Genomic DNA, 23335 nt, shown 5'->3' with positions numbered 1-23335 from the left:
GGTTTAGGGCACTTTCTCAGAGGACTTGAGTTTGATTGCTCTGGGAAGTTAGCAGCCACTTTTTTAGGCGTTTCTCTAAAGAAACCATCTGTTGTCCAAGTCGTTATCTCGTCATATTCTATATTTAGCTCAACTAAAATCTTTTCTACTTCCTTCAAAAATATAGAATCTAGTTCCACAAGTTGTCCAGGATTCATATAGTGAAAAGATGTCCCTTCATCTCGAATTGCACGTGTTGGAAGTAGCATCGCATTTTCAGGTAAATCTACTAAGGCACCTGCTGTTCCAATGGTTAACACCTTTTCTACTCCATAAGCAATTAGCCATTCAAGCAACTGTACAGCTGCCGGTGCTCCCAAGGGCGCTTGACAAAAAGTGAAAAATTCGTTATTAATTTGAACTTCATAAATTTTAGGATTAAAAGAACATGACTCAAATTCACCTAAAGTACGGTGAAAATGGTGATCTAAAAATGCATTAATTTCTTTTTCCGGCACGAATGCGTAAAGCAATCTTGGATGAAACTGAAATGGCTCTTGATCATGATTTGGTTCAAGAACTGCATGCTTATTTTTGTCAAAGTCTAAAATGAATGGTTGTTTGTTCATATTTTACACTCCATTTTTAGTTGAAATATTATCATAAACTCGCTAATACCTGAGATCCAATATTCAAGCTAACGCTATATGAATCATGGCCCCAGTTACGTTTATCATAGTTATCCATATCAGCTAAACTATCGGCAGTAAACAAAATTTGTGCAAAACTTATATTTCTAAATTCTGCACAAGCAGCTAAAGCTGAGCACTCCATTTCTACAGTTTTTGCACCTAGTTTTTTAGCTTGCAAAACTTGATTAGGTGTTTCTCTAAAAAATCCATCTGTTGTCCAAGTTGTTCCCTTTTCATATTGGAAACCTAAATTTTTTATTTCATTCTCAACTCTTCTTACAAAATTTTTATCTAATGCAATAATCTTACTTGGTTCTTTGTAGTAAAAAGATGTCCCCTCTCCGCGAATCGCTTCTTGAGGGACAAACATCGTGTTTTCAGGTAGATTATCCAAAGCTCCTGCGTTTCCAACAGATAAAACTTGTTTAACTCCGTAGTTAATCAACCAATCCAAAAATTTAGTTGAAGCTGATGCTCCTACTGGAGCTTGACACAAAGTGATTAATTGGTTATTGATTTTCACTTCATATACTTTTGGTCTAAACGAAACAGTTTTAAATTTACCTAAAGTCTTATGAGAGTGTTTATCTAAAAAAGATTTAATCTCATCATCTGGAACAAACGCAAAAAGTAATTTTTCATGAAACTTATACTGTAAATTTTCGACTCCAGGCTCTATTACAGCTTTTTTATTTAAATCAAAGTCTAAAATAAATGGTTCTTCATTCATGTATACCCTCTCCCTTAAATATCCTCATTAAAACAGTCTCGAACCATCGCTAGTCCTCTACTTGAATATCATTCATCACAATTTCAACTTCATCGTCTAAATTCATCTGACTAGTAAAAGCATACTCGGGAATAAAACCAAGATAATCTTTTTCATTCCACCATGAGCGCATTTTTTCTTCACCAAAAGAATGTTCATGACGAGTTTTATGGCGTTTCATTGTTTCTTCAAACGGAATATCAAAATAATAGGCATAAATTTGATCACCAAAAAGCTGCTGAGATTTTTTGAATAAATCAGCATACCATTTCGCATTCAAGATACCTTCTAAAATAGTGTAAGAACAGTGATGATAACCATACTCAAGCAAGTTTTCTAATAATGGCAAAGCAAATGTCTTTTCTCCGTCTTTAACATTCAGCATTTCTCTTCTAACTGTATCTTGTGGAATCAATAGTGTATTGTGTGGCAATCGACGATGAATTTCTTTAGACAGTGTAGTTTTGCCACTGCCAGAGTTTCCTCGAATTATAATTAATTTTGATGTCATCATAGAAATCTTCACTTTCTTAAAACTAGTTCACTGCATCCCTAATTGTTGCAAACTTATCAAATGTATAATCTATACCATGAATTTTAACAATAGGCAGCATTTTCCCTTTTTGCCCCATCAATAATCCTGCAGAGGCGGCTAACATGTCACAGATAGTTTCAACATTAGTTTTATCTTCATGCTGACTTTTTCTTAAACCAGAAATACCATACAATCCAACTGCTACTTGAGTTGCACCTTTTTTATCAATTCTTCCATCGCTATCAGTAATTATAATAGCTACTCTGACTTTTAATTGATCAAAAATATCATCACTAATTCTCTTAGCAATTTCATCACAATTTTTAGGTAAAACTATTGCAGTACCAGCATCAATTTTATCTACACCTGCACTAGTTAAAAACAAACCATTCGGCAGCCACCCGCCAATAAAGTTCTTAGATATCTGCAGCTTCTTACCACTCTTATCACTGGTTTGATCAATGATAATTTGAATTAATCTTGGATCTTTTCGGGGTATTTGCTGATGCAAACGTAAGGCTAATTGACTTGGATTAATAGATTTTAAATCAACAAACAAACCCTCAGATTTAGAAATCAACTTAGAAGCAATACATAAGATATCATTATCGCGTATATTAAATTCTTCATTTTTGATTGTCCTAATTATTTCTGCACTTAAATTGCACTTTTTCTCTATCTTTGGAAAATTATGCAGCGCTTCAATTGTAATCATGACTATAACCTCAAATCAGATGTTAATTTGCCCAAAACAGTAATTTCGTTTCTATCGCAATACTTCAGTGTTTTTATGATCGGTTACCATGATTTATCTGGTATCTTTTTCCTTTATTAATGGTATTGTTAGCAAAACAACACCAAAATACACTGCGGATACAAAGAACATTACTTTCAAGTCTCCAAATACTTTCATAATACTATTGCTTATAAATAATGAAATACTAACCAAGATCTCTGCAATAAATGAAATAGTCGAAAGCATAGTTGACTTATTGCTTTTTCCATAAATAGCCTCATTACTAGTAGCTGAAATTTGTCCCGACATCATTCCCATCAATAGTTCAATTAATAGAAAAAGACAAAACAGTATATATTTATTTTCTAGAGTTCCACTTAATACAAATGCACCAATCATGCACACAGTATTCAATAAAGTAAGATTCTTTGAATTAACAGAAGTAGAAATTTTACTAAATAAAACTGATCCTAGAATTAATGCACACATAAATAACGTGTAAACCAGTGAAAGATTAAAACCTAATTTTTCAACATAAATAATCGACCAATAGATAAGGATAAATTGCGTTCCACAATCATAGCCTACATTTATTAGAAGCTCTATTATCTGAAAAGGATAGGATACTTATCATAAACCAAATAAGAGCTGGATATAACGCAAGTCCAAGCATTGCGAACCATATCGGTGCAGTATCTTTAATTCCAAATAGCCAGTCCCAATATTTCCACCGATTAATGTGGTTAAATTCAAAATAATTACTTGCATCCCCATTAGTTTGCTCCTGTAAGTCAGTTACATAGGCAAGTAAAGTACCTGAATTAAGTGCTAAGCCAATACCATATAAAAGCTCTGCCGTTGAAAAGAAAAAGAAGTTTCTAAATAGAATTAGAATGAAAAAACTCGTGGCAATAACTAAAGATGATAAAGCTAGAACTTTCAGTCTTCCAATTCTATCAGCTAAATATCCTGCTGGAAGAAGACCAAATATAATACCGATATTTTGAAAAGATTTTATTGAACTAATATTTGCATCCGGGATTCCATTTTTAGCATAAAATAATGAAAAAATTCCTGACATTGATGATCGGAAAAGTGTAAAAACTGCTGTAAAAACTAAAAATAAAATTGCAATTTTAAAACTTACACTCTTTAATCTCATGACCATCAACTCCTATTGTTTTTTCTTAAAAATCTATAACCTCTTCAACTATTTCTGCAATTTTCTTTGGATATTCAAAATGAATATAATGTGAATCACCCATAACTACAACTTTAGATTGCGAATTATTTGAAACGTATTCTGACCGCTTATATTCATTTTTACGATACTTCTCTGTAATAACAACACTTGGTGTTCTATCACTTATCCTGGTAGTATTTTTCCAAAACGAATCATTTTCGTAGGCTGCTTGTGCTTTTAAATTATCCTTTTCATCAAATTTCTTCGCATTTTGCTCTGTAGTTGTCCAAAACTTTTTATTTTCTTCTGGAGTAAAAATTTCTCTAAGATCAGCTTCAATTTTTTCTTGAAGTTTTGCCATGTTTTTATTTTTCTCAATATAAGCTGGTTCCTTTGGAGGATTTAACATGATTTCTCTAGTAGTTGGCTCAATTCCTACAAAAGCCTTCAAATTATTGATTTTATCTTTCATTTGCATAGCATACACACCGCCAATGCTATGAGCCAAAATTATAACTTTTTTTGCATTAAAATCGTTAATAATTTTAGCTAATTTAGTAGCTTCGTCTGATACTGTATAGTCCTTTAAAGACTTGCCACTAAAGCCACTATTCAAATAATCTGATGCAAAATAGCCATACTTATTGGGCAAAGCTTCAATTACTTTTGAAAAAGATTGTGCTGTATCAAAACTACCAAAGCCATTCAAAAAAACAACTAATGGATCTCCCTTTCGATAGGCAAAATTAATCTTGCCTAATTCAGTTTCAATATCGCTTCTTTGCATAAATTTCTCCCTTTATTAAAACTTTGAAGTCGTTATATTTTAATTATTTCTTAGCACAAATACCTTATGCCCATTTTCATCATCTTTTAAATACACGAAACTACTTCGCTTAGCTACATTCTGACTAGCGGAATTCTTAGGATGAGTTCTTAAAATCAAATAATCAAGCTTCAACTGTTCAAATGCGTATTTCTTAAGAAATTCGACAGATTCAGTCATAATTCCTAAATGTTGAAAATCATTAGAAAGCCAATATCCTACTTCGCCAGATTCATGATTCAAATTATGTAAGTCAATCATGCCAGCTGGCTGTCCATCAACTAAAATAACTAGGTTGAATGCTGTACCATCAACCATTTTTTGTTGAAACATTTTAATTGAATCGGCTTCTTTTTGAACAGAATCAATTTTGTTGGCCCAAACTAACCACTTAGAAAACTCAGTAAGATTTTTTTGAAGTTGATCAAATAAGTCTTTTGCTTGCCAAGTCTCTGGAAGAACTAATTCGATTTCTTTATTTTTAGTTAGAAATTTATGTAAAACAAAAACAAAAGCAGTATGACACATTTCGAGTATCTCCTTTCCTCCAAAATACGTTGTATTAAATATTACTTAAATAAATTTAATATTTCAAGAGGATATTTATAATATTTTCACACGTAAAAAACCAGGAAGATAGTTTTTCTCCCTGGTTTCTCCAGCATATTCTTAAATTAAATGATTTTCTTTATACCAACTAATAAAATTGGCCAAAAAATAAGCAGAGACCTCTAAAATCTCTGCCTATTAGCCACAAATTTTTCATAGCCAAAAATAATTATACTTAATTACCAGCTGGTGTTACGTTTACCGTTACTGTCTTTATATCAGACCATGGACCAACTATATTACTGTTGAGGCCACGGACACGTATCTCATATGTCTTACCTTTTTCGAAATAGCAAATACTATTTTTATCAGAGCTGGATGTAATTTCATCACCATTACTTGATGATGATAAGAAATTTTGCCATTCACTCTGACCTTTTAAGCGATATTGAACTTCATAACTACTAATATTTTTATTAACCGGCCATTTAATATCGATGTATGGTTCATCACTACCATTATCATCATAATAGCTGACATCAACTGGGATTTTATCTGGCACATTCTTATTATCCGTTACAGCATGATAATCGATCGTCTTTGCATCAGAAAGTTCACCATTAATATCAAATCCGTTCGCACGATTGATAGGTAAAACAGCGACTTGATATGTCTTACCATTAACAAGGCTCTTAGATGGAATTACCGTGCTTAATGATTCACTTGCTTTAATTCTTGGCACAGCAGCAGGAATATAGCCACTGCCACTATTTATATAGATGACATATTCAGTCGCACCTTCAGACTTAGTAAAATCAACTTGCAATCCGTCTTTTACTGGTGTCAACTTTGTAACTTCATTTTTGACTGGTACTTGGTCAGTATTTTCACCTGTTATTTTGAAATTAAATAAACCACGAGTTTGAATGTTTAATTTGTACTCACCTTTTGCGACATACCAAGTTATCTTTTTATTATCTTGTCTACCATTGAACATTGAAGATGGCAGGTAATAACTAAAGCCATTCTTACTTTGCATAGTAATGATTGTTCTATGACCATTGTAATAAACCGGCATCGAGTTCATGCCCATAGTTAATTTTTGTGACTTATCAACTTTTAATGTGTAACTATGATACGTGCTATTTTTATAGCTACTAAACATGTCAGAAAATCCCTTTACCTTTTGTCCTAATGAAATTTCAGGACTATAAGTATAGCTGTTTGTAGTGCGGTAAATTGGATAATCATCTAACTGTTTTCTAAGTTTAGTCAATTTAGTATAACTAATTCTAATTTTTCTTGATCCCGGATTCTTAGCAACTACTTTGTAATTTCCGGATCTAAGATAATACTCTTTAGTATTTTTCTTATCGGTTGAATAAGGAATGGCCTCCCAATCAATACTATTGTAGATTCTGATCTTGGCATTTGTATTAACTGTTACTCTACCAGCTTCTTTTAAATGAAGCTTATAAGTGTTGCCTTTGCGTACATAACTTGTGCCTTGAGTCGGAATTTGGATCGTAGCAGCTTGAACAGTAGAAGAATTTGTATTTAAAAATAGTACAAATGCTCCTGCCAATGAAGTTGCAATCAGATATTTATTAATTTTCATAATTGTTGTCCTTTCATAAGCTATTATAATGCTTTATTGATTTTATACCCTAACTAAAAATATCCCACCTATATTCTTTGCTTACATCCTCGAGCAGACTTAAGCCGGCAATACTATTACCAACTTCATCAAGTGGTGGACTAAAAATGCCAATCCCAGCTTTATTAGGTACTGAAGAAACAAGCCCACCTCCAACACCACTCTTAGTAGGAATACCAATTTTAGCAGAATATATTCCTGACGCATTATATAACCCCGTTGTCATCATCAAGGACTTAGTAAAAGTTGCAGCAGTACTTGAAACAATTCGCTTATTATCCCAAGGTTTAATTCCATCATTGGCTAAAACAGCACCAAAATTAGCTAAGCTACGTGCCGTTACCATCATTGAACATTGTTTGAAGTAAGTAGTTAAACTTTCTTCAACATCGGCTTTCAAAATTTCCTTAGCTTTCATGTAATAAGCTAAAGATCGATTCATATCGCCTGTCTTTTGTTCAGACTTAAAGATCTCTTCATTCAATTTGATTTGGGGATCATTACAAATTTCTCTAGTAAAATTAAGAATTTGTTCAAATGCACTTTTATCTTCAGTATCCTTAATTACTGAAGTCATTAAAATAGCACCAGAGTTAACAAAATCTAAAACCAAAGTTTCAATTGAATAAAGTAATGTAATGACTTTGGAGATGCTTTCAATTGCAAAGTAAGTTTCACTATCACCAGCTACTGAAATTTTTCCATCGTCCAAATTATAAATTGCTATTCCAAGTTGTTCTGGTTCTACTTCCGCCAATGCCGGAATATACGTTGCAACATGACCATTCACTACTTGCGGTAAATTTTTAGTTACTAAGTTTGCTAAATCAGTCATACTCTGCATCCCCTTTCATTCTTATTTTACAAAAAAGACAGATTTCTCCATAAGAATCTGCCTCACGTTCAATATTTAATCTTCAAACTTGTCTAAATTTTAACTCTATATGTTTTTCTTATCACACTAATTTTCTGTATTTTGCCCAATTATTCTTTCAACAGCCGGTGCAATTAAGTTCTCTTCTAGCTTCATGTCAACCGGCTTATATTCGGGATCAATACATTCATCCCAATATTCAATATGTTTCTTATCGATATAACTTTCTGACTCTTCAACGGCATTTCCGCCTTCTCCTTGAACTGAATACCAGTAAAAATATGTATATCCATCTGGATTTTTCTCCTTAAAGACACTTTCCACGTACATCTTTTCACCAGCCATTGTGGCCACAGTATCAGTGTGATGATCATTCAAAAAATCCATCCATTCTTGTGCTTTTTCTTCTTTTCCTTTTTTAATTCTAAAACGCGTTAATTCTACCTTAGTCATCATTGATTATCTTCTTTCCATTAATGTATTTTCGCTTTGCATTAATCACCATTTTCTTAACAATATCTTCTCCCAGATCACTGCCAAGCATTTCAGAGATTCCTAATAGAAAAATGGCTACATCTGCTAATTCTTCATTGATATTTTCTTGGTCTTCTTTTAGCCAAGCTTGAAACAGTTCATTTACTTCACCATACAATAATAGCAGTTCAAACTTCACATCAGTGGTATTAAAATTATGTTTTTTCTTGTTCTCAATAACGGCTTTTTGAAGTTTCTTGGTATCAATAATCATAGTTTCAATCCTCAATATTCACTATTAAACTTTTTCTCTACTATTTCTTTCACATTAAGATCAAGCAATGAAATAGAATTTAATTTTACATATATATCTTGTAATAATGACTTCAAATTATTAAATCGATAGTATTCTAACAATTCATCTGAATAAGGATTAAAAGCAAATGATTTTATCCAATTAACAAAAATATCTGAATTTATCTTATGTGCTTTAAATCCATTTACAAAAACATCGGCTAAACGATATTCTTCCCCGTCAATAAAACGTCTATCAACCTTATTCAACATTTCTTTAGTCGCTAATAAAAAATCGGCTACCATTCTTTGATCAAAATCATCACATAGTATACTATCTGCCAGTGCGTCCGAACAATGCGCAACTGCATGAACCCAACCATATTCCTTGGAAAAGCCAGTAAAATCATGCTCATTGGCTAAATAATGAATTAAGTTTTTAAAAATCTGCTTTTCTTTATTCTTATCTAAGATTTGATAATACTGAGATTTTTTATCATTATTTGTTCGAATAATTAAATCCCACAACAAGCACGTAAAAGACCTTGTTAATGTAGCTTCCCCATTTTCTTGAATTCTATAGAATAAAAGATTTCTTTCTTCAAGTTGATTTATCAAAAATAAAACTTGCTTATTGGTAAATTTTTCTTCGAAAAAGCCAGCACCCAAGCTATTGCATACTAAGTCATCTCGAATTTCACTTTTAGAATTGCCAATATTTTCTAAAAGCCAATTTACTTCTTCATCTAAATATTGAGCGTTAGAATTATTCAATTTTTGTTTTAAGATTTTTAAATCCATTTGCTCACCTTAATTCTTATTGTACCTTGTGCAACACTAAACTATTTATGATTAAAACAAAGTTTTCATATATTCCTATTTACATTAATAAAAATCTTATTTATTATTAATGTACCATAATTTTATAGCTTTTCAATAAACAAATGGAGATGAGCAAATGAAAAAGAAAATCAAATACACTCTTGCACTTATCGCATCCATCAGCTGTGTTGCTTTACTAAGTTTTGCGTCATATTTACAAATTCATGAACATATCTATAAAGGTCTTTTTTGGAATGTTTTATTGATCCTTTTCTTACTTTTTAGTTCATCAATATATCTAAAACAATTAATAAAGGGTCCTAATGATAACCAAGATGATGGTAATGATGCAGAAACAGTTCGTCTTGAGCAAAATGCCAAAGTAAAAACGATGACTATAATAGAAAATATTACTTTTTGGTGTGGCATGATTTTAATGGTTTATGCTTCCAGTCAACTAAAAGAAAATCCACAATTTTCATATGTTCTATTTGCAATTGCTGGCACTTTAACTTTAATTTGGCTATTAAGCTTTGTGATTGAGATTTTTTATATTTGCAAATCTGGAAAGCAACCAGACAAAAGAGAGGATTAAATAATGCTAAATCTGGAAAATTTTAACTCTTCATACTTAAAAGATATTTGGAAAGATGGATTCAAAGCAAACAATCCAGAATGGACTAAATGGAATGCGCCATATTTTAACGATTACATTCCCTATCAGTCTTTTTCTGACTTTAAAGAAAGTCCCATTTCTACCTATCTACTGAGTAAATCATGCAAAGCCATTATTAGTAATGGGCAAGCAATAGGTATGGTGTCGAAAAATTGGATTGATAAAACAACACTTTGGCTTGAAATTGGAATAGTTATTTATAATCCCAATTATTGGCATGGTGGCCTTGGAACAAGAGCTTTAGAAAAATGGATTACTGATATATTTTCTGAATATCCTGATTTAGAACACATTGGTTTAACAACCTGGAGCGGCAATCCAAGAATGATGCATTTAGCTGAAAAAATTGGGCTAAAAAAAGAAGCTCAAATTCGCAGAGTTCGCTATTTTCAAGGCTTTTATTATGACAGCGTAAAATATGGCGTTTTAAGATCTGAGTGGGAAAAATGCAAAAACAAATAAGGATGATATCTTGACAATTTACTGCCAGTTATCATCCTTATTTCAATTTGTATCAAATATTAAAAGTCATTCCTAGCAAAATAAGCAGTACAATTGCCCAAACAAATCCTGCAATCAATCCCAAAATCCAGGCTAACCACCGCTTCATCTTCTTACTCAATATTATTGCAGTCAGAACAAACATCGCGCTTTCAGAGATAATTACTGGATAAGTAACCCAAGATCTTAGATTAAAAATTGGTAAAAGAAAACTAATAATTGTGGCAGTAGCAACTATAATAGCCGGTACCCTTATAGAAATATTTTCATTAAATGAAACTGCAAAGCCAATAACAATTGCAATAAATAATGGTGAGGTATTAATAAACGGCATCATACTTTCTTGCATAAGCATCCCCTCTAAATCTTTTTATTAAAATAATATCTAATACTATTTTAATTTTCAACAAAATATGCTATATTATTTTCATCAAAGAAGAAACGACTTAAATAAAGTCACTTTGATGGGGTCTAGAAAGGTATATTTATGTCACTGAAGTTTGCTAACAAAAAGAAGCTAGCACTTTATGCCCTTTTAGCCTGCATAAGTGCTTGTGGTAATGTCGTTATCGCTTATGTCACGAAGATCATGCTTAATAGCGCCCAATATCATCGTGGCTCATTAAAGCAATTAATTTTTATCGCTGCATTAGGAGCAGCATCACTAATCATTATCATGTTTCTCAACTTTGCTTATAGATACTTGCGCTCCGATATTACGCGTGATATTAACTTGAAGTTAAAAGAGAAAACTATTACTTATTTAATTGCTCAACAAAATGACTCGCAAAAAGATGGTCTAAATTTAATGACCAATGACCTAAAGCAAATTGAAACACTTAAAATTACAAATGAATTAATGATTATTTCCGAATTTTCTGCTTTTACAATCTCAATTTTTGTCGGTTTAATCAATTCTTGGCTTCTAACAATAATCTTCGTTATTGCTACGGTCATCCCGGGATTTATCCAAAAAATTTTCATTAAAGATATTCAAAACAAATCCGCTGTCTGGGAAAAGCAAAACGCTGAATATACTCAAGCTACTGTTGATGCTATTAACGGATCAAAAACTGCTATGCTATATGACGCACAGATTCCCGTTGTTTCTTATGTAATTAATCGGGCAAAAGAAATGGAAGATGCCTTGAGAGCATTAAACTACACCCAAGGTGCGATTTCTACATTAATTATTACCATTGCTGATATTTTCAGCTTTATCATTCCATTCCTAATCGGTGCAATTTTGATGTTCAATGGGCAAATTGGTGCTGGTACTTTAGTAATGATTGTTCAGCTTTCAAATGACTTCATTAATCCAATTACAATGATTTTTGACCAGCTCAATCAAATTCGCTCAACTAAACCAATTTGGGATAAAGTCGAACAAGCTCTTAAGTTTAAAGGATCTCCTACTTCAACTGAATCAGCTTCTACTTTTAATGAATTAAAAGTTAAAGACTTATCATACTCAGTAAACAATAAAAACATTTTAAACAAGGTTAACTTTAACGTTAAAGCTGGTGAAAAAATACTACTGATGGCACCAAGTGGTTTTGGCAAAACTACCCTCTTAAAGCTTTTAGCTGGACAATTATCTCCAAGTACTGGTTCAATTATCATTGACCAAAACAATTTAACTAGCAATTGGCAAAAATCTCATGAATACTTTGGCTACATCAATCAAAAGCCATTCATGTTTGATCGCAGTCTGTTCTTCAATTTAACTCTGGGCCAAAAATATTCCAACAATGAGTTACAAAATGCAATTAAATCAGCTGGATTAGCAGAGCTTGTTAAGGAGAAAGGCCTCGATTATCAAATTGGTCAAAATGGTAATAATCTATCCGGTGGTCAAATTCAAAGAGTTGAAATAGCTCGTGCAATCTTAGCAAAACGTCCAGTTTTACTAGCAGACGAAGCTACAAGTGCTTTAGATAATGATTTATCTTTGCAAATTCACAAAACTCTACTGGAAAACCCTAATTTTGCAGTAATTGAAGTTGCTCATAAAATTTCCAAACAAGAAAGAGCAATGTTTGATCGAATTATTAACTTAGACAACTAAAATTTAAAAATGACATTGACTGCAAATCATCGTCAATGTCATTTTTTATTATCAGTATTACTTTACATAATTTATATTATTGTTTAACTACAAAGATAGTTTTTTCTTTAGTTTACTGTTAAAATTACATTTGCAATAAACAAAAAATAAGAGGAGTTTTTATGATTTTAACCTGGGATATTATTCGCAGAACAATCGAGATTTTATGGATTATCAATATCGCCTTTGCAGTCTGGACTGTTTTTCGCAGTCATCGTAGCGTTGTTTCTACTTGGGCTTGGATGTTAGTATTAACTATTTTGCCCGGCATTGGCTTTATTCTATATCTTTTCTTTGGGCGTCAACTTTCACATGACGAAATTTTTGCTATTCAAAGTGCTCAAAAAGAGACGCGTAATCGTTATCTCAAAAAACAAAAAGCTATGTTGGCAGAACATGATCTTTTACCCGAAAAAGAGCGCAAACCACGTGCCCGCATGTTATCAGAGCTGAATTTAAACAACGATGATGCTATTTTAACTTTTGCCAATAAAGTTAAGGTTTTCACCAGTGGACCCGAGTTGTTTGACCAAATAATTGCTGATCTTAAGCAAGCTAAAACATCAATTAGTTTAGAGTTCTACACTTTTTATAATGATAATCTAGGAAAGCGTGTCTTACGGGCCTTAGAAGAGGCTTCTGCTAAAGGAGTAAAAGTCAGAGTTATTTATGATGTCTCTGGCTCACGTGGTACTAAACCTGCTTTTTTTAATCATTTAAGAGAGCTTGGTGGCGAAGCACAGCCTTTCATTTCTACTTCTAAAAAGCATTGGTTTACTACACCACGACTAAATTATCATTTACACCGCAAATTAATCGTAATCGACCATCATATTGGCTATATTGGTGGCTTTAACATCGGTGATCAGTACGTTAATCAATCTAAAAAATTTGGTCATTGGCGCGATACACATTTACGTGTTGTGGGTCAATCACCTATCCTAATGGAGACACGCTTTGCCATGGATTGGAATACTTCTATCAGACGAACTGCATTACCTAAATTTGATCTAAGCGAATTACATGCTTTTACTGTCGAACGTAAAGATCTTGACAACGATGATAACGTAGCAATGCAAATCGTTTCTTCAGGTCCCGATAACCAACATTATGGCATTCGCCGAGGATATGAGGGCATCATTGCTGGGGCTAAAAACTATATCTATATTCAAACACCCTATTTAATTCCTGAAGAATCCATTTTAGAAGCATTAATTATTGCTGCTAATAGCGGTGTTGATGTACGCATCATGATCCCTTGCATGCCAGATCATCCCTTTGTTTACCGAGCTACCGAATATTATGCAAAATATTTAGTTGCTCATGGCGTTAAAATTTACAAATATAATGATGGCTTCATCCATGCCAAAACAATGGTTTCTGGCTCCAATATCTCATCTGTTGGTTCAGCCAATCAAGACTTCAGAAGTTATACCTTAAACTTCGAGGTTAACGCTTTTAATTACAATCTTCAATTAACTCAAGAACTTAAACAAATTTTTGAAAAGGACCTAGCTAGTTGCAGTCTTCTAACTAATGAATACTTTAATCAGCAATCTAAATGGCTTAAGTTTAAACAATACTTTTCACGTCTGTTGGCACCTATTTTTTAGAAATAATAAAACCACGAAGCAAAAACTTCGTGGTATTTTTTTACAGATTATTATAAAGATCCTGCATTTCATCATCTTCTGGAGCTAACTTAAGATATCTTTCTAGCAGTTGTTTTGTTATTTCATCATTATTTTGTACATTGAAAAAGATTATCATTTGGCGCAAAAAGTCTGGATTATCCTTGAAATCCGGATAAGCTAGTAAAAATTCGCTCTGTGCTTTCTGAATATCATCCAAATCCTCATATGATAATGCCATATTCCAATGTGCCTGTGGCTCCACGCTTTCCTCATCTAAGTTACTAAATAAGGCAATATTCTCCTTAGCCTGGTGTTCATGAACATATAGGTTAGATAGCTGCATACGTAAATCACTATTGTCTGGCGCTACTTTTAACCCCTTTTCAAGTAAGTCACGAGCTGTATCCAATTCATTCAAATTAGCTGCTGCACGTGCTCCCATTGAATAAAGTGTTTCATCCAATTCATTGTACGCTAATCCTGCTTGAGCAGTCCTCAATACTTGTTCATTGTCATGCTGATGATCATAAGCTTGTGCTAATAATGGATACGCATTTACATAGTCAGGACTTTGCTCAATCACTTCATCTAAGAACTTAATTGCCTGCTTATCATCACCTACAGATAAGAGAACTAATCCTGCTTCATACTTAGAATCAATATCTAAAATACTATTTGCATGTTCACGAATAACTTTGGCAGCTTCTTCATAATTACCTAATTTGGCAAAAGTCGCAAATAATCTTTGGTACAGATTTACTTCACTAAAAGTACTTTGACGTTTGATTAAATCTTGATATAACTCAAGTGCTTGTTCATAATTACCACTTAAATATTCAATCTCTGCTAAACCAAATTTAATAGCATCTTCTTCTGGAGCTAATTGTAGTGCTCGTATTAATTTGTCCTTAGCTGTTTCTATTAAGCCGTTAGTTTGGTAATAATCAGCTTGTACTAATAGACTATCCAAATAAGCTGAAGAGCTCTCAGGGACATTATATAAAAGCGACAGACCATCGTCATCATCGCCATCATTTAACATAATCTCTGCCAAGTAAACTTTAAATAAATCTTCTTTAGGAAATTTAGCTATTAAAGCTCGATATATTTCTTTTGCTAAATCTGTAAAACCTAAGCCAGTTAGGTTTTCTGCTAAAGATGACAAGACCTCGGGATCATCATTATCTAAAGCTTCTTTTAAAAGGTGTTTGTTTTGTGAAAAATCATGATTTTGAATTGCATCTAGTAATTGTTCAGAATAACTCATAATACCTCCAATCAAGTTACCATTGTACTAAAAAAAGACGCCGGAACAAAGTCCAACGTCCTATCACATTAGTTAAGCTATTACTTAACGGCATCCTTAAGAGCTTTACCTGGCTTAAATGCAGGTACTTCACTAGCTGGGATTTCGATTTCATCACCAGTTTGTGGGTTACGGCCCTTACGAGCAGCACGGTGACGTACTTCAAAAGTACCAAAACCGATTAATTGTACCTTTTCACCCTTAGCAAGGTTTTCTTGAATTGAATCAAGGATAGCATCAACAGTATTTGCAACTTGCTTCTTAGTTAACTTAGTTTTTGAAGCAACTTCTGAAACTAATTCAGCCTTATTTGCCATGAATAATTCACCTCCTGAATTTGAACCTAATGTTCAAAAAATTTTTCTTTGTTTAAGCTAAACAAGGAAAAATGATCACAACTAATCATGTTCCCTAAAAACAAAAATATCACAAAAACCTTATAACAACAAGGTCTTTGTGATATTTTGCTTATCTTTTATTTACGTTTACGTGGCAAAATCTTGATTGGTGTACCCGTAAAATCAAAGTTTTGTCGTAATTGATTAATCAAAAATCGTTCATATGAGAAGTGCATCAGTTCTGGGTCATTCACAAATACAACAAAAGTCGGTGGATTCGTACTTACTTGGGTCATGTAATAAACACGCAATCTCTTACCCTTCACCATTGGAGTTGGAACTAACTTACTTGCTTCAAGCAACAAGTCATTTAAGACACTAGATTGAATTCTTTGATTTTGATTATCATAGACTTCTTTAACCATATTAGGAATTTGATCTAATCTTTGACCTGTCTTGGCAGAAACAAAAAGAATAGGAGCATAGTCCAAATATTGAAATTCATCTCTAATTTCACGTTCAAATTCTTTAGCGCTTGTACTATTCTTTTTCGGCAAATCCCATTTGTTAACGACAATGATGATTCCACGACCCGCCTCGTGAGCATATCCAGCCACATGCTTGTCTTGTTCCCTAATGCCTGTACTTGCATCGAGGACAAGTAAAACCACGTCTGAGCGCTCAATAGCACTCATAGCGCGCATTACAGAGTACTTTTCTGTCTTCTCATACACTTTGCCTCGTCTTCTGATTCCGGCAGTATCAACGACCTTAAATTTTACACCATCATGGGTAAACGGCGTATCGACAGCATCACGAGTTGTTCCTTCTTCATTAGCAACAATTACCCGATCTTCACCAAGTAATTTGTTAACAATTGAAGACTTACCTACATTTGGTCGACCAATCACGCTAAAAGAAATAACATCATCAGCTTCAGTATCTTTATCGTCAGGAAAATCATTAACAATCTGATCAAGCAAATCACCAATACCAGTACCATGACTACTTGAAACAGGAATCGGATCCCCCAATCCTAAACTATAGAAATCATAAATATCGCTTCGCTGTTCAGGATTATCAGCTTTATTTACAGCTAAAATAACTGGCTTTTTAGTACGGTAAAGAAGATGAGCTATTCTTTCGTCTAAATCTGTCACGTGATTTACCACATTGGTTAACATCACGATAACATCTGCTTCTTCAATTGCAATTTCTGCTTGAGCTCTGATTTCTTCTTCGATCTTGCCACCTTCCCAGGTAATACCACCAGTATCGATCAAATCAAACTTATGCCCCATCCATTCGGCTTGAGCATAATTACGATCTCGGGTAACACCCGGTTTGTCCTCAACAATAGCTAAACGTTGATTAATTATTCTATTGAAAAGTGTTGATTTACCAACATTGGGTTGACCAACAATTGCAACAACTGGTAAAACCATTTCTCGCCCTCCTTTACTAATCTAAACATAAATAAAAAAGCCGACTCAAGTCGGCTTTTTTATAAAATGACTACTTACGGTCCTTTAATTGGTCACCAATGATGTCACCTAATGCAAAGCCGTTGTCGTTATCACTCATGTACTTCTTGTTTACTGAATTTTCGTTACGTGAACGACGTGGACGAGAATTATGATTTTCTGAAGAAGCGTTTGAGTCAGCAGCCTTGATTGAAAGTGAAATTCTCCTATCACTTGGGTCAATGTTCAAAACCTTAACCTTAACACTTTGACCAACCTTTAAAACATCGCTTGGCTTGTCAACATGCTTGTTTGAGATTTCTGAAACGTGTACCAAACCTTGAATACCATCAGCAACTTCAACGAAAGCACCAAAGTTAGTTAATGACTTTACTTCACCTTCAAAAATATCGCCTTCGTTTAAGTCAGCTGTAGCTTGTTCAAATGGAGAAGGTTCAGTTTGCTTAATAGACAGGGAAATACGATGTCTGTCATTGTCGATACCAATGACCTTAACCTTAACATCTTGACCAACCTTTAAAACATCGCTTGGCTTGTCAACGTGCTTGTAAGAAATTTCTGAAATATGAACTAAACCGTCAACACCACCAACATCGATGAATGCACCGAAGTTAGTCAAACGTGAAACCTTACCTTCAACAACGTCACCAACAACTAATTGTGATGCAACCTTGTCAAATGCTTCTTCACGTTCTTCTTCAACTAAATCCTTGTGTGAAAGGATTAAGCGGTTCTTGTTAGGATCAATTTCGGTAATCTTAAGTTTCATAGTCTTACCAATGTAAGGCTTAAGATCTGAAACGTAACGGTTTGAAATTAATGAAGCTGGTAAGAAACCACGTGTACCAACATCAACAATTAAACCACCACGAACTGATGAAGTTACAGTACCTTCGACAGCATTTCCGTCTTCGAAGTCTTTTTGTAACTTGTCGTAGGCTTCTCTTTCCTTTAAGCGGGTAACTGAGAAGAAGAATTCACCATTTTCCTTGTCGCCACCGGCTCTTCTTAATACTAAGGCCTTAAACTTGTCACCAGGCTTAACTAAATCACGTAAGTCTGCGTTACGGTCTGAAGTGTATTCACGACGAGTGATGACACCTTCAACACCAGCGTTTTCAACACCAACATCGATTTGGCCGTCTTCAATGTCTAATACTTCGACATCGACAATATCTCCGACCTCAACTCCTTGCATTTGCTTTAATGCGTCTAAAAATTGATTACTGTTTTCTGACATATGTACCTCCCAATATCATGTCCCATTTTATAGGAAACCGAGATATTTTTCTACTATTTTGTGCTATTTTTTCTAATTTTTTTGTTTTTTTTCGATTTGAGCTAAAATTGCCTCTACAACTTCGTCAATCGACATGTTTGTGGTGTCAATTTCAATTGCATCATCTGCCTTTTTTAGCGGTGAAATTTTGCGGTGAGAATCTTTATAATCTCTTGCTGCAATATCTTTTTCAATTTCATCAACTGTTTGGTCAGATTTAATACCACGCTCTTTAAAATCTAATAAACGACGTTCAGCACGTGATCTTGCTGAAGCAACTAAAAAGATCTTAACTTCAGCGTTAGGTAAAACAGTCGTACCAATATCGCGACCATCCATAATGACATTTGTCTTGCCTGCCATTTCACGTTGCAGACTTACCATTTTTTCTCGTACTTTCGGCAAAGCGGATACTTCCGAAACATTAGCTGAAATTTCAGGCGTTCTAATTTCTTTAGAAACGTCCTTTCCAGCTACATATACTTTTTGCTCACCATTTTCAGATTTCAATTCAATTCCATCTTCATCAATGGCATTCAAGATACCCGCTTCATCACCATAATCTAAGTTATGATTACGAGCAATCACTGTACATGCACGATACATTGCCCCTGTGTCTATATAGACAAAGGATAATTTACTTGCAATGATTTTAGCAACTGTACTTTTACCTGCTGATGCAGGACCATCTACTGCTACTTGCATTCTAATAAAAAAGAGATCTTATCATCGACCCCTTTTATCCTTTCTGAAAGATTATTTCAACTTAAGTGTCTGACCTGCTTCAATATTTGAAGAGTCTTTAAGATTATTTAATCTGGCTAATTCATCAACAGTCAAGCCATTCTTTTCTGCAATTTCATTTAAAGTATCTCCACTTTGGACTAAATAAGTCTTAGGAGTAGCAGAACTACTAGATGAGCTTGAACTAGCCTTTTCAGACTTTTTCTTGCTAAAAGAAGATGATGAGGTTTTCTTAGTCTTAACAGACTTGGATGATTTAGAAGAAACCTTCTTAACTGTTTGAACTTCTTCAGCTTTTTCTGAATGGCTTGAAGCCAAACGATGAACAACTGGGATAAGTGCAATTAAAATAACCGCTAAAATTATAATAACTGCTATCCAACGTGCTGATCCACTAGGCTGACTATCTTGTGAGCTTCGCTTTTCAGTAGGTCGTTCATAGTGCTGATATGGCCCGGTTGACTTTTTATCCATCAAAAATTCCTCCATTCACTTAACGGATTAATTTTAGCATATTTTAGGATGCTTTGAATATGAAAAATCCCATCAACTTAAAAAATTGATGGGATGATAACTTAATTCAAATTAAATCTCTTACGAACGAATGGCTTAATTGTTTTCAAGGTAGCTTCAAACAATAAGTAAACAGCCACAGCGTTAATTAATCCTTTTAACAAGTTAAAGGGCATGATAATACTAAAAATGTAGGTTGACATTGATGGTAAATGCAATAACTGACCCAAGTAAACTTTCTCAGTAAAGCTTAACAAGGCACTATAGCTATTAATAGCAGGCAAGTTTGGTACCGCTGTTACTGCGTAAATAGGAGTCAAAACGAAGGCATTAGCCAATGACATCACTGCTGCCATTGCGATAATCCCAATTACCAAACCACAAATTGGTTTAACTCTGCCCATCATTGTCTTGCGGTTATCCGCACTCACATTTTTACTTAATAAATAAAATGGAACTGCAAATGACATTGAAGCTAAGAATGCTGCTAGATTTCCAACAAGGCTTGGTAATGCAAAACCACTAAAAATTAAACTAAGCAACATTCGAATTAAAGCAATAATAACTCCCGGTACAATGCCAAAAATAAACATTCCAATTGTAATAATGACATCTGAAAAATCAAACTTTAAGAAGGCAACTCCAGGCATGATTGGAAATTCAAATTTCATAACTACAAAAGCAATACAGCCAATTAAAGCATATGCAATCACATTAGTTAAACTACTATTCTTGGATTTAGCTTGATCCATAACTTACTTTCCTTTCCCAAAACAAAAGGTCTATTGCTTCAGCAACAGACCTTAAAAAGTGTAGTAAGTTTTTTTAGCCTGTCTTCTTCCATCTAGACTTTAACTATCGGTATCTAACGATTCAACCACTGACGTGGGTCGCGGACTTTCACCGCCGGTCGGGACTTTCACCCTGCCCTGAAGACAATAACCTTGAATATTTAATTACAGTTATAATTTAGTTCAATTGCATTAATTTGTCAACTTCATGCTTCGATAATTCCCGATATTGTCCTGATGTAAGCGAATCCAGAGTTAAAAAGGCATATTTTTCACGAGCAAGCTTATCAACTAAGTGACCTACTGCTTTAAACATTCGCTTAACTTGATGATAATGTCCCTCATGAATTGTAATTTGGACAATTTGTGTGTCTTTCTTATGATCAGTTTTCAATACTTTGACCTTGGCAGGCGCAGCCTTAAAATGATCCAACTTTACTCCTTGAGTCAAGGTTTTAATTTCATCAGGAGTTAAAATCCCTTTAATCTTGGCTACATAGACCTTAGCCACTTCATTTTTAGGGTGCATCAATAAATTTGCTAATTTGCCATCGTTAGTCATTAGCAATAAACCTGACGTATCATAATCTAATCTTCCTACTGGATACAAACGATATGGTAAATCTTCGAAATAATCAACTACAGTTTTTCTACCACGATCGTCTTCTGCAGTCGAAACAACGCCGCGAGGCTTATAAAACAAATACGTGTGTAGGCTTTCCCGCTCAATTGGTTCATCATCGACTGTAATATTACTAAAAGTATCGACTTTAGTACCTAGCTTAGTAACAACATGCCCATCTACTTTAACTCGACCGGCTACAATCATTTTTTCAGCTTTTCTTCTTGAAGCGATTCCTGCTTCCGCAATTACTTTTTGTAATCGTTCTGCCATTTTCTATCCCTCTTTTTCTAAATGTTTGTCTGCGCTACCTTTTGAATCGAATAAGTCAATCTCCTCACCATCAGTTGTATCCTCAAAGTCTTCGATTAACGGTAAATCAGCCAAACTTTGATAATTAAAATATTGTAAAAAATAATCAGTTGTAACATACAACTTAGGATGACCTGGAGCATCTTTTTTGCCGTCTTGTTTAATTAATCCTCGCCAAATCAATGTCTGTAAAGCTCCTGATGAATTTACTCCACGAATATCATCAATTTCTATTCTAGTAATTGGTTGTCGATAAGCAATAATTGAGAGAATTTCAAGTGCTGATTGACTCAAATTCTTAGTTAAATCTTTTTGAAAATACTTTTCAATTATCTTAGCTGTCTGTTGACTAGTTGTCATCTTATAAGTATTTGCAATATGAATTATTTGCATTCCCGAGTCTGGATCAGCCTTCATTTTTTGCTGCAAACGAGTGACTAACTGACCTAGCTCTTCACCATCAACTTCAAGTAGTTCAATTAGATTTTGCTCCTCAAGCCCATTGTCACCTGCGACATACAAAAGAGCTTCTAAATTTGCTAGTTTACTTGCCATTCGTATCAATTCTTTCTAAATTTAAATCACCGAATTCACGTGCTTGTGTAATCTGAATTAATTGTTTTTTACACAATTCTAGTGTCGCTAAAAATAAGCCAATAACATCTGAGATATTCTGCATTTTGTCCGCGCAAGCAAAGAAACTAACTTGCCTTTTTCGTTTCAATTGTCCATGCAAAAAATCCATCATCTCATTGATCGGCGTTTCTGCTACTCTAATTGAAGCGGTATCTGGTTGCTGCAACTTCAAACGATGTAAGACCATCGTAAAAGTCGTCGCTAATTCTTGTGCAGTTATCTGACCCTTAGGCAGCGGTTGAACTTTAGCAGTGGTTGATACACTAGCTTCTTTAGCAACTGTAATCGGTACTTCTTCGTTACGTTCTTTAAAATAAGCAGATATTTTCTTAAACACAGAATATTGTACCAATTGTTGCACTAATTCGTCTCTTGGATCTTCATCAGGTTGAATATCATCTACAAAATCGTTTTGAGGCAACAAATACTGTGATTTAATTCGCAATAAAGTTGATGACATGACAAAATACTCGCCTGCAATTTGTAAATTTAAGCTTTGCATTTGGCGCAAGTATTCTAAATATTGACTAGTTATTTGGGCAATTGGGATATCATAAATATCAATTTTTTGCGATTGGATCAAATGCAGTAATAAATCAAGTGGTCCTTCAAAATTCGGTAATTCTAAAGTTAAGTTACTTTTGTCCATTATCTTCTTCTACCGTTTTTAATAAATTTGTATATTCTGGTACAGCAGTTATTCGTTTATCTGGATATTCGTGCTTTAGTTCATCAACAATTTTCCGTTCATAACTAATCTCACGAAAACCAGGAGCTAAAGACAAATATCTAATAATTACAAACTGATTAGATACTTGGGTTCCTATTACGCCCACCATATTATTTTGACTATTACGATAAAGATACAAAATAAAGTCATTTTCATCCTGATTAAGCGTGATTTCTTCTTTTAAGTTTTCGATATTTTTAAAATCAGGTAAATAGGATAGTAATCCCATTGCTATCTTCTCATAATCTTTTTTATATTGTATTAGCATTTAA

General features: G+C 33.8%; 29 protein-coding genes and 1 riboswitch. Of the genes, 4 read left to right on the top strand and 25 right to left on the bottom strand.

Annotation, left to right across the window (positions count from 1 at the left end; translation table 11 throughout):
* The 13 genes from CP352_RS08290 to CP352_RS08230 all read right to left on the bottom strand — a co-directional run.
* Positions 1 to 608, bottom strand: a 608-nt coding sequence (locus CP352_RS08290) for a nucleoside phosphorylase (protein ID WP_098034907.1), incomplete at its 3' end; no start/stop codon positions are given.
* A gap of 31 nt (positions 609 to 639) precedes the next feature.
* Entirely contained in the window at positions 640 to 1401 is a 762-nt protein-coding gene (locus CP352_RS08285; RefSeq protein ID WP_013086307.1) for a nucleoside phosphorylase, read from the bottom strand.
* Between the two features lie 49 nt (positions 1402 to 1450).
* Positions 1451 to 1951 carry a kinase gene (locus CP352_RS08280; RefSeq protein ID WP_057726938.1) on the bottom strand — a complete coding sequence of 167 codons (501 nt, stop codon included), beginning with the start codon at positions 1949 to 1951 and terminating at the stop codon, positions 1451 to 1453.
* A gap of 25 nt (positions 1952 to 1976) precedes the next feature.
* Complete coding sequence (locus CP352_RS08275; protein ID WP_089147369.1) at positions 1977 to 2690, bottom strand: coenzyme F420-0:L-glutamate ligase; 714 nt, start codon at positions 2688 to 2690, stop codon at positions 1977 to 1979.
* 93 nt (positions 2691 to 2783) lie between these two features.
* The gene (locus CP352_RS11370; protein WP_257796885.1) at positions 2784 to 3110 is read right to left on the bottom strand and encodes a hypothetical protein; all 327 of its coding nucleotides are present in this window, start codon (positions 3108 to 3110) and stop codon (positions 2784 to 2786) included.
* Positions 3111 to 3288: 178 nt separating this feature from the next.
* The gene (locus CP352_RS11365; protein ID WP_233186927.1) at positions 3289 to 3873 is read right to left on the bottom strand and encodes an MFS transporter; all 585 of its coding nucleotides are present in this window, start codon (positions 3871 to 3873) and stop codon (positions 3289 to 3291) included.
* Positions 3874 to 3898: 25 nt separating this feature from the next.
* Entirely contained in the window at positions 3899 to 4681 is a 783-nt protein-coding gene (locus CP352_RS08260) for an alpha/beta fold hydrolase (protein WP_065990792.1), read from the bottom strand.
* 39 nt (positions 4682 to 4720) lie between these two features.
* Positions 4721 to 5248 (bottom strand): GNAT family N-acetyltransferase, encoded by a 528-nt coding sequence (locus CP352_RS08255; protein ID WP_089151061.1) that lies wholly within the window; start codon positions 5246 to 5248, stop codon positions 4721 to 4723.
* Between the two features lie 256 nt (positions 5249 to 5504).
* Positions 5505 to 6887 (bottom strand): fibronectin type III domain-containing protein, encoded by a 1383-nt coding sequence (locus tag CP352_RS08250; RefSeq protein WP_089145596.1) that lies wholly within the window; start codon positions 6885 to 6887, stop codon positions 5505 to 5507.
* 49 nt (positions 6888 to 6936) lie between these two features.
* Entirely contained in the window at positions 6937 to 7761 is an 825-nt protein-coding gene (locus tag CP352_RS08245; protein WP_089143608.1) for a glutaminase, read from the bottom strand.
* A gap of 126 nt (positions 7762 to 7887) precedes the next feature.
* Entirely contained in the window at positions 7888 to 8253 is a 366-nt protein-coding gene (locus CP352_RS08240) for a DUF6176 family protein (RefSeq protein ID WP_013086298.1), read from the bottom strand.
* Positions 8246 to 8548, bottom strand: coding sequence for a MazG-like family protein (locus CP352_RS08235; RefSeq protein ID WP_013086297.1), 303 nt, complete (start codon positions 8546 to 8548; stop codon positions 8246 to 8248). Before CP352_RS08235 ends, CP352_RS08240 begins: the two co-directional genes overlap by 8 nt.
* A gap of 11 nt (positions 8549 to 8559) precedes the next feature.
* Positions 8560 to 9369 carry a DUF2785 domain-containing protein gene (locus CP352_RS08230; RefSeq protein WP_089143607.1) on the bottom strand — a complete coding sequence of 270 codons (810 nt, stop codon included), beginning with the start codon at positions 9367 to 9369 and terminating at the stop codon, positions 8560 to 8562.
* A gap of 157 nt (positions 9370 to 9526) precedes the next feature.
* On the opposite strand from CP352_RS08230, the gene CP352_RS08225 reads away from it, so the two are divergent.
* Together CP352_RS08225 and CP352_RS08220 are read left to right on the top strand one after the other, a co-directional pair.
* Positions 9527 to 9985: a hypothetical protein gene (locus CP352_RS08225; protein WP_013086295.1), complete on the top strand. Its 459-nt coding sequence runs from the start codon at positions 9527 to 9529 to the stop codon at positions 9983 to 9985.
* 3 nt (positions 9986 to 9988) lie between these two features.
* Entirely contained in the window at positions 9989 to 10528 is a 540-nt protein-coding gene (locus CP352_RS08220; protein ID WP_013086294.1) for a GNAT family N-acetyltransferase, read from the top strand.
* 52 nt (positions 10529 to 10580) lie between these two features.
* On the opposite strand, the gene CP352_RS08215 is transcribed toward CP352_RS08220, so the two are convergent.
* Complete coding sequence (locus CP352_RS08215) at positions 10581 to 10916, bottom strand: hypothetical protein (protein ID WP_035443707.1); 336 nt, start codon at positions 10914 to 10916, stop codon at positions 10581 to 10583.
* Between the two features lie 138 nt (positions 10917 to 11054).
* On the opposite strand from CP352_RS08215, the gene CP352_RS08210 reads away from it, so the two are divergent.
* Positions 11055 to 12635 carry an ABC transporter ATP-binding protein gene (locus CP352_RS08210; RefSeq protein WP_089143402.1) on the top strand — a complete coding sequence of 527 codons (1581 nt, stop codon included), beginning with the start codon at positions 11055 to 11057 and terminating at the stop codon, positions 12633 to 12635.
* Positions 12636 to 12796: 161 nt separating this feature from the next.
* Entirely contained in the window at positions 12797 to 14287 is a 1491-nt protein-coding gene (gene cls, locus CP352_RS08205; protein WP_013086291.1) for a cardiolipin synthase, read from the top strand.
* A gap of 40 nt (positions 14288 to 14327) precedes the next feature.
* On the opposite strand, the gene CP352_RS08200 is transcribed toward cls, so the two are convergent.
* From CP352_RS08200 to CP352_RS08150, 11 genes are all read right to left on the bottom strand, one after another.
* Positions 14328 to 15575, bottom strand: coding sequence for a lipopolysaccharide assembly protein LapB (locus tag CP352_RS08200; RefSeq protein ID WP_023488845.1), 1248 nt, complete (start codon positions 15573 to 15575; stop codon positions 14328 to 14330).
* A gap of 80 nt (positions 15576 to 15655) precedes the next feature.
* Positions 15656 to 15931, bottom strand: coding sequence for an HU family DNA-binding protein (locus CP352_RS08195; RefSeq protein ID WP_005720183.1), 276 nt, complete (start codon positions 15929 to 15931; stop codon positions 15656 to 15658).
* Between the two features lie 158 nt (positions 15932 to 16089).
* Positions 16090 to 17397, bottom strand: coding sequence for a ribosome biogenesis GTPase Der (gene der / locus CP352_RS08190; RefSeq protein WP_005720181.1), 1308 nt, complete (start codon positions 17395 to 17397; stop codon positions 16090 to 16092).
* Between the two features lie 70 nt (positions 17398 to 17467).
* Positions 17468 to 18676 carry a 30S ribosomal protein S1 gene (gene rpsA / locus CP352_RS08185; protein ID WP_005720179.1) on the bottom strand — a complete coding sequence of 403 codons (1209 nt, stop codon included), beginning with the start codon at positions 18674 to 18676 and terminating at the stop codon, positions 17468 to 17470.
* Between the two features lie 72 nt (positions 18677 to 18748).
* Entirely contained in the window at positions 18749 to 19420 is a 672-nt protein-coding gene (cmk, locus tag CP352_RS08180) for a (d)CMP kinase (protein WP_005729574.1), read from the bottom strand.
* 51 nt (positions 19421 to 19471) lie between these two features.
* Positions 19472 to 19933, bottom strand: a complete 462-nt coding sequence (locus tag CP352_RS08175; protein ID WP_005725874.1) for an SAG1386/EF1546 family surface-associated protein — start codon at positions 19931 to 19933, stop codon at positions 19472 to 19474.
* A 101-nt stretch (positions 19934 to 20034) separates the two neighbouring features.
* On the bottom strand, positions 20035 to 20724 hold the full coding sequence (locus tag CP352_RS08170; protein ID WP_005720173.1) for an ECF transporter S component: 690 nt from the start codon (positions 20722 to 20724) through the stop codon (positions 20035 to 20037).
* Positions 20725 to 20800: 76 nt separating this feature from the next.
* Positions 20801 to 20913, bottom strand: a riboswitch (FMN riboswitch).
* Between the two features lie 28 nt (positions 20914 to 20941).
* The gene (locus CP352_RS08165) at positions 20942 to 21658 is read right to left on the bottom strand and encodes a pseudouridine synthase (RefSeq protein ID WP_005720172.1); all 717 of its coding nucleotides are present in this window, start codon (positions 21656 to 21658) and stop codon (positions 20942 to 20944) included.
* 3 nt (positions 21659 to 21661) lie between these two features.
* Positions 21662 to 22252 carry an SMC-Scp complex subunit ScpB gene (gene scpB, locus CP352_RS08160; RefSeq protein ID WP_005720170.1) on the bottom strand — a complete coding sequence of 197 codons (591 nt, stop codon included), beginning with the start codon at positions 22250 to 22252 and terminating at the stop codon, positions 21662 to 21664.
* The gene (locus tag CP352_RS08155; protein WP_005720168.1) at positions 22242 to 22982 is read right to left on the bottom strand and encodes a ScpA family protein; all 741 of its coding nucleotides are present in this window, start codon (positions 22980 to 22982) and stop codon (positions 22242 to 22244) included. Before CP352_RS08155 ends, scpB begins: the two co-directional genes overlap by 11 nt.
* Positions 22969 to 23331 (bottom strand): hypothetical protein, encoded by a 363-nt coding sequence (locus CP352_RS08150; RefSeq protein ID WP_005720166.1) that lies wholly within the window; start codon positions 23329 to 23331, stop codon positions 22969 to 22971. The genes CP352_RS08155 and CP352_RS08150 overlap by 14 nt, the downstream gene beginning before the upstream one ends.
* Positions 23332 to 23335 lie beyond the last annotated feature (4 nt).

It is taken from the genome of Lactobacillus sp. UMNPBX1, from assembly GCF_002554085.1.
GTDB lineage: Bacteria > Bacillota > Bacilli > Lactobacillales > Lactobacillaceae > Lactobacillus > Lactobacillus crispatus.
Note: the sequence above shows the minus strand (reverse complement) of the source record. Positions and strands in the feature narration are given on the sequence as shown.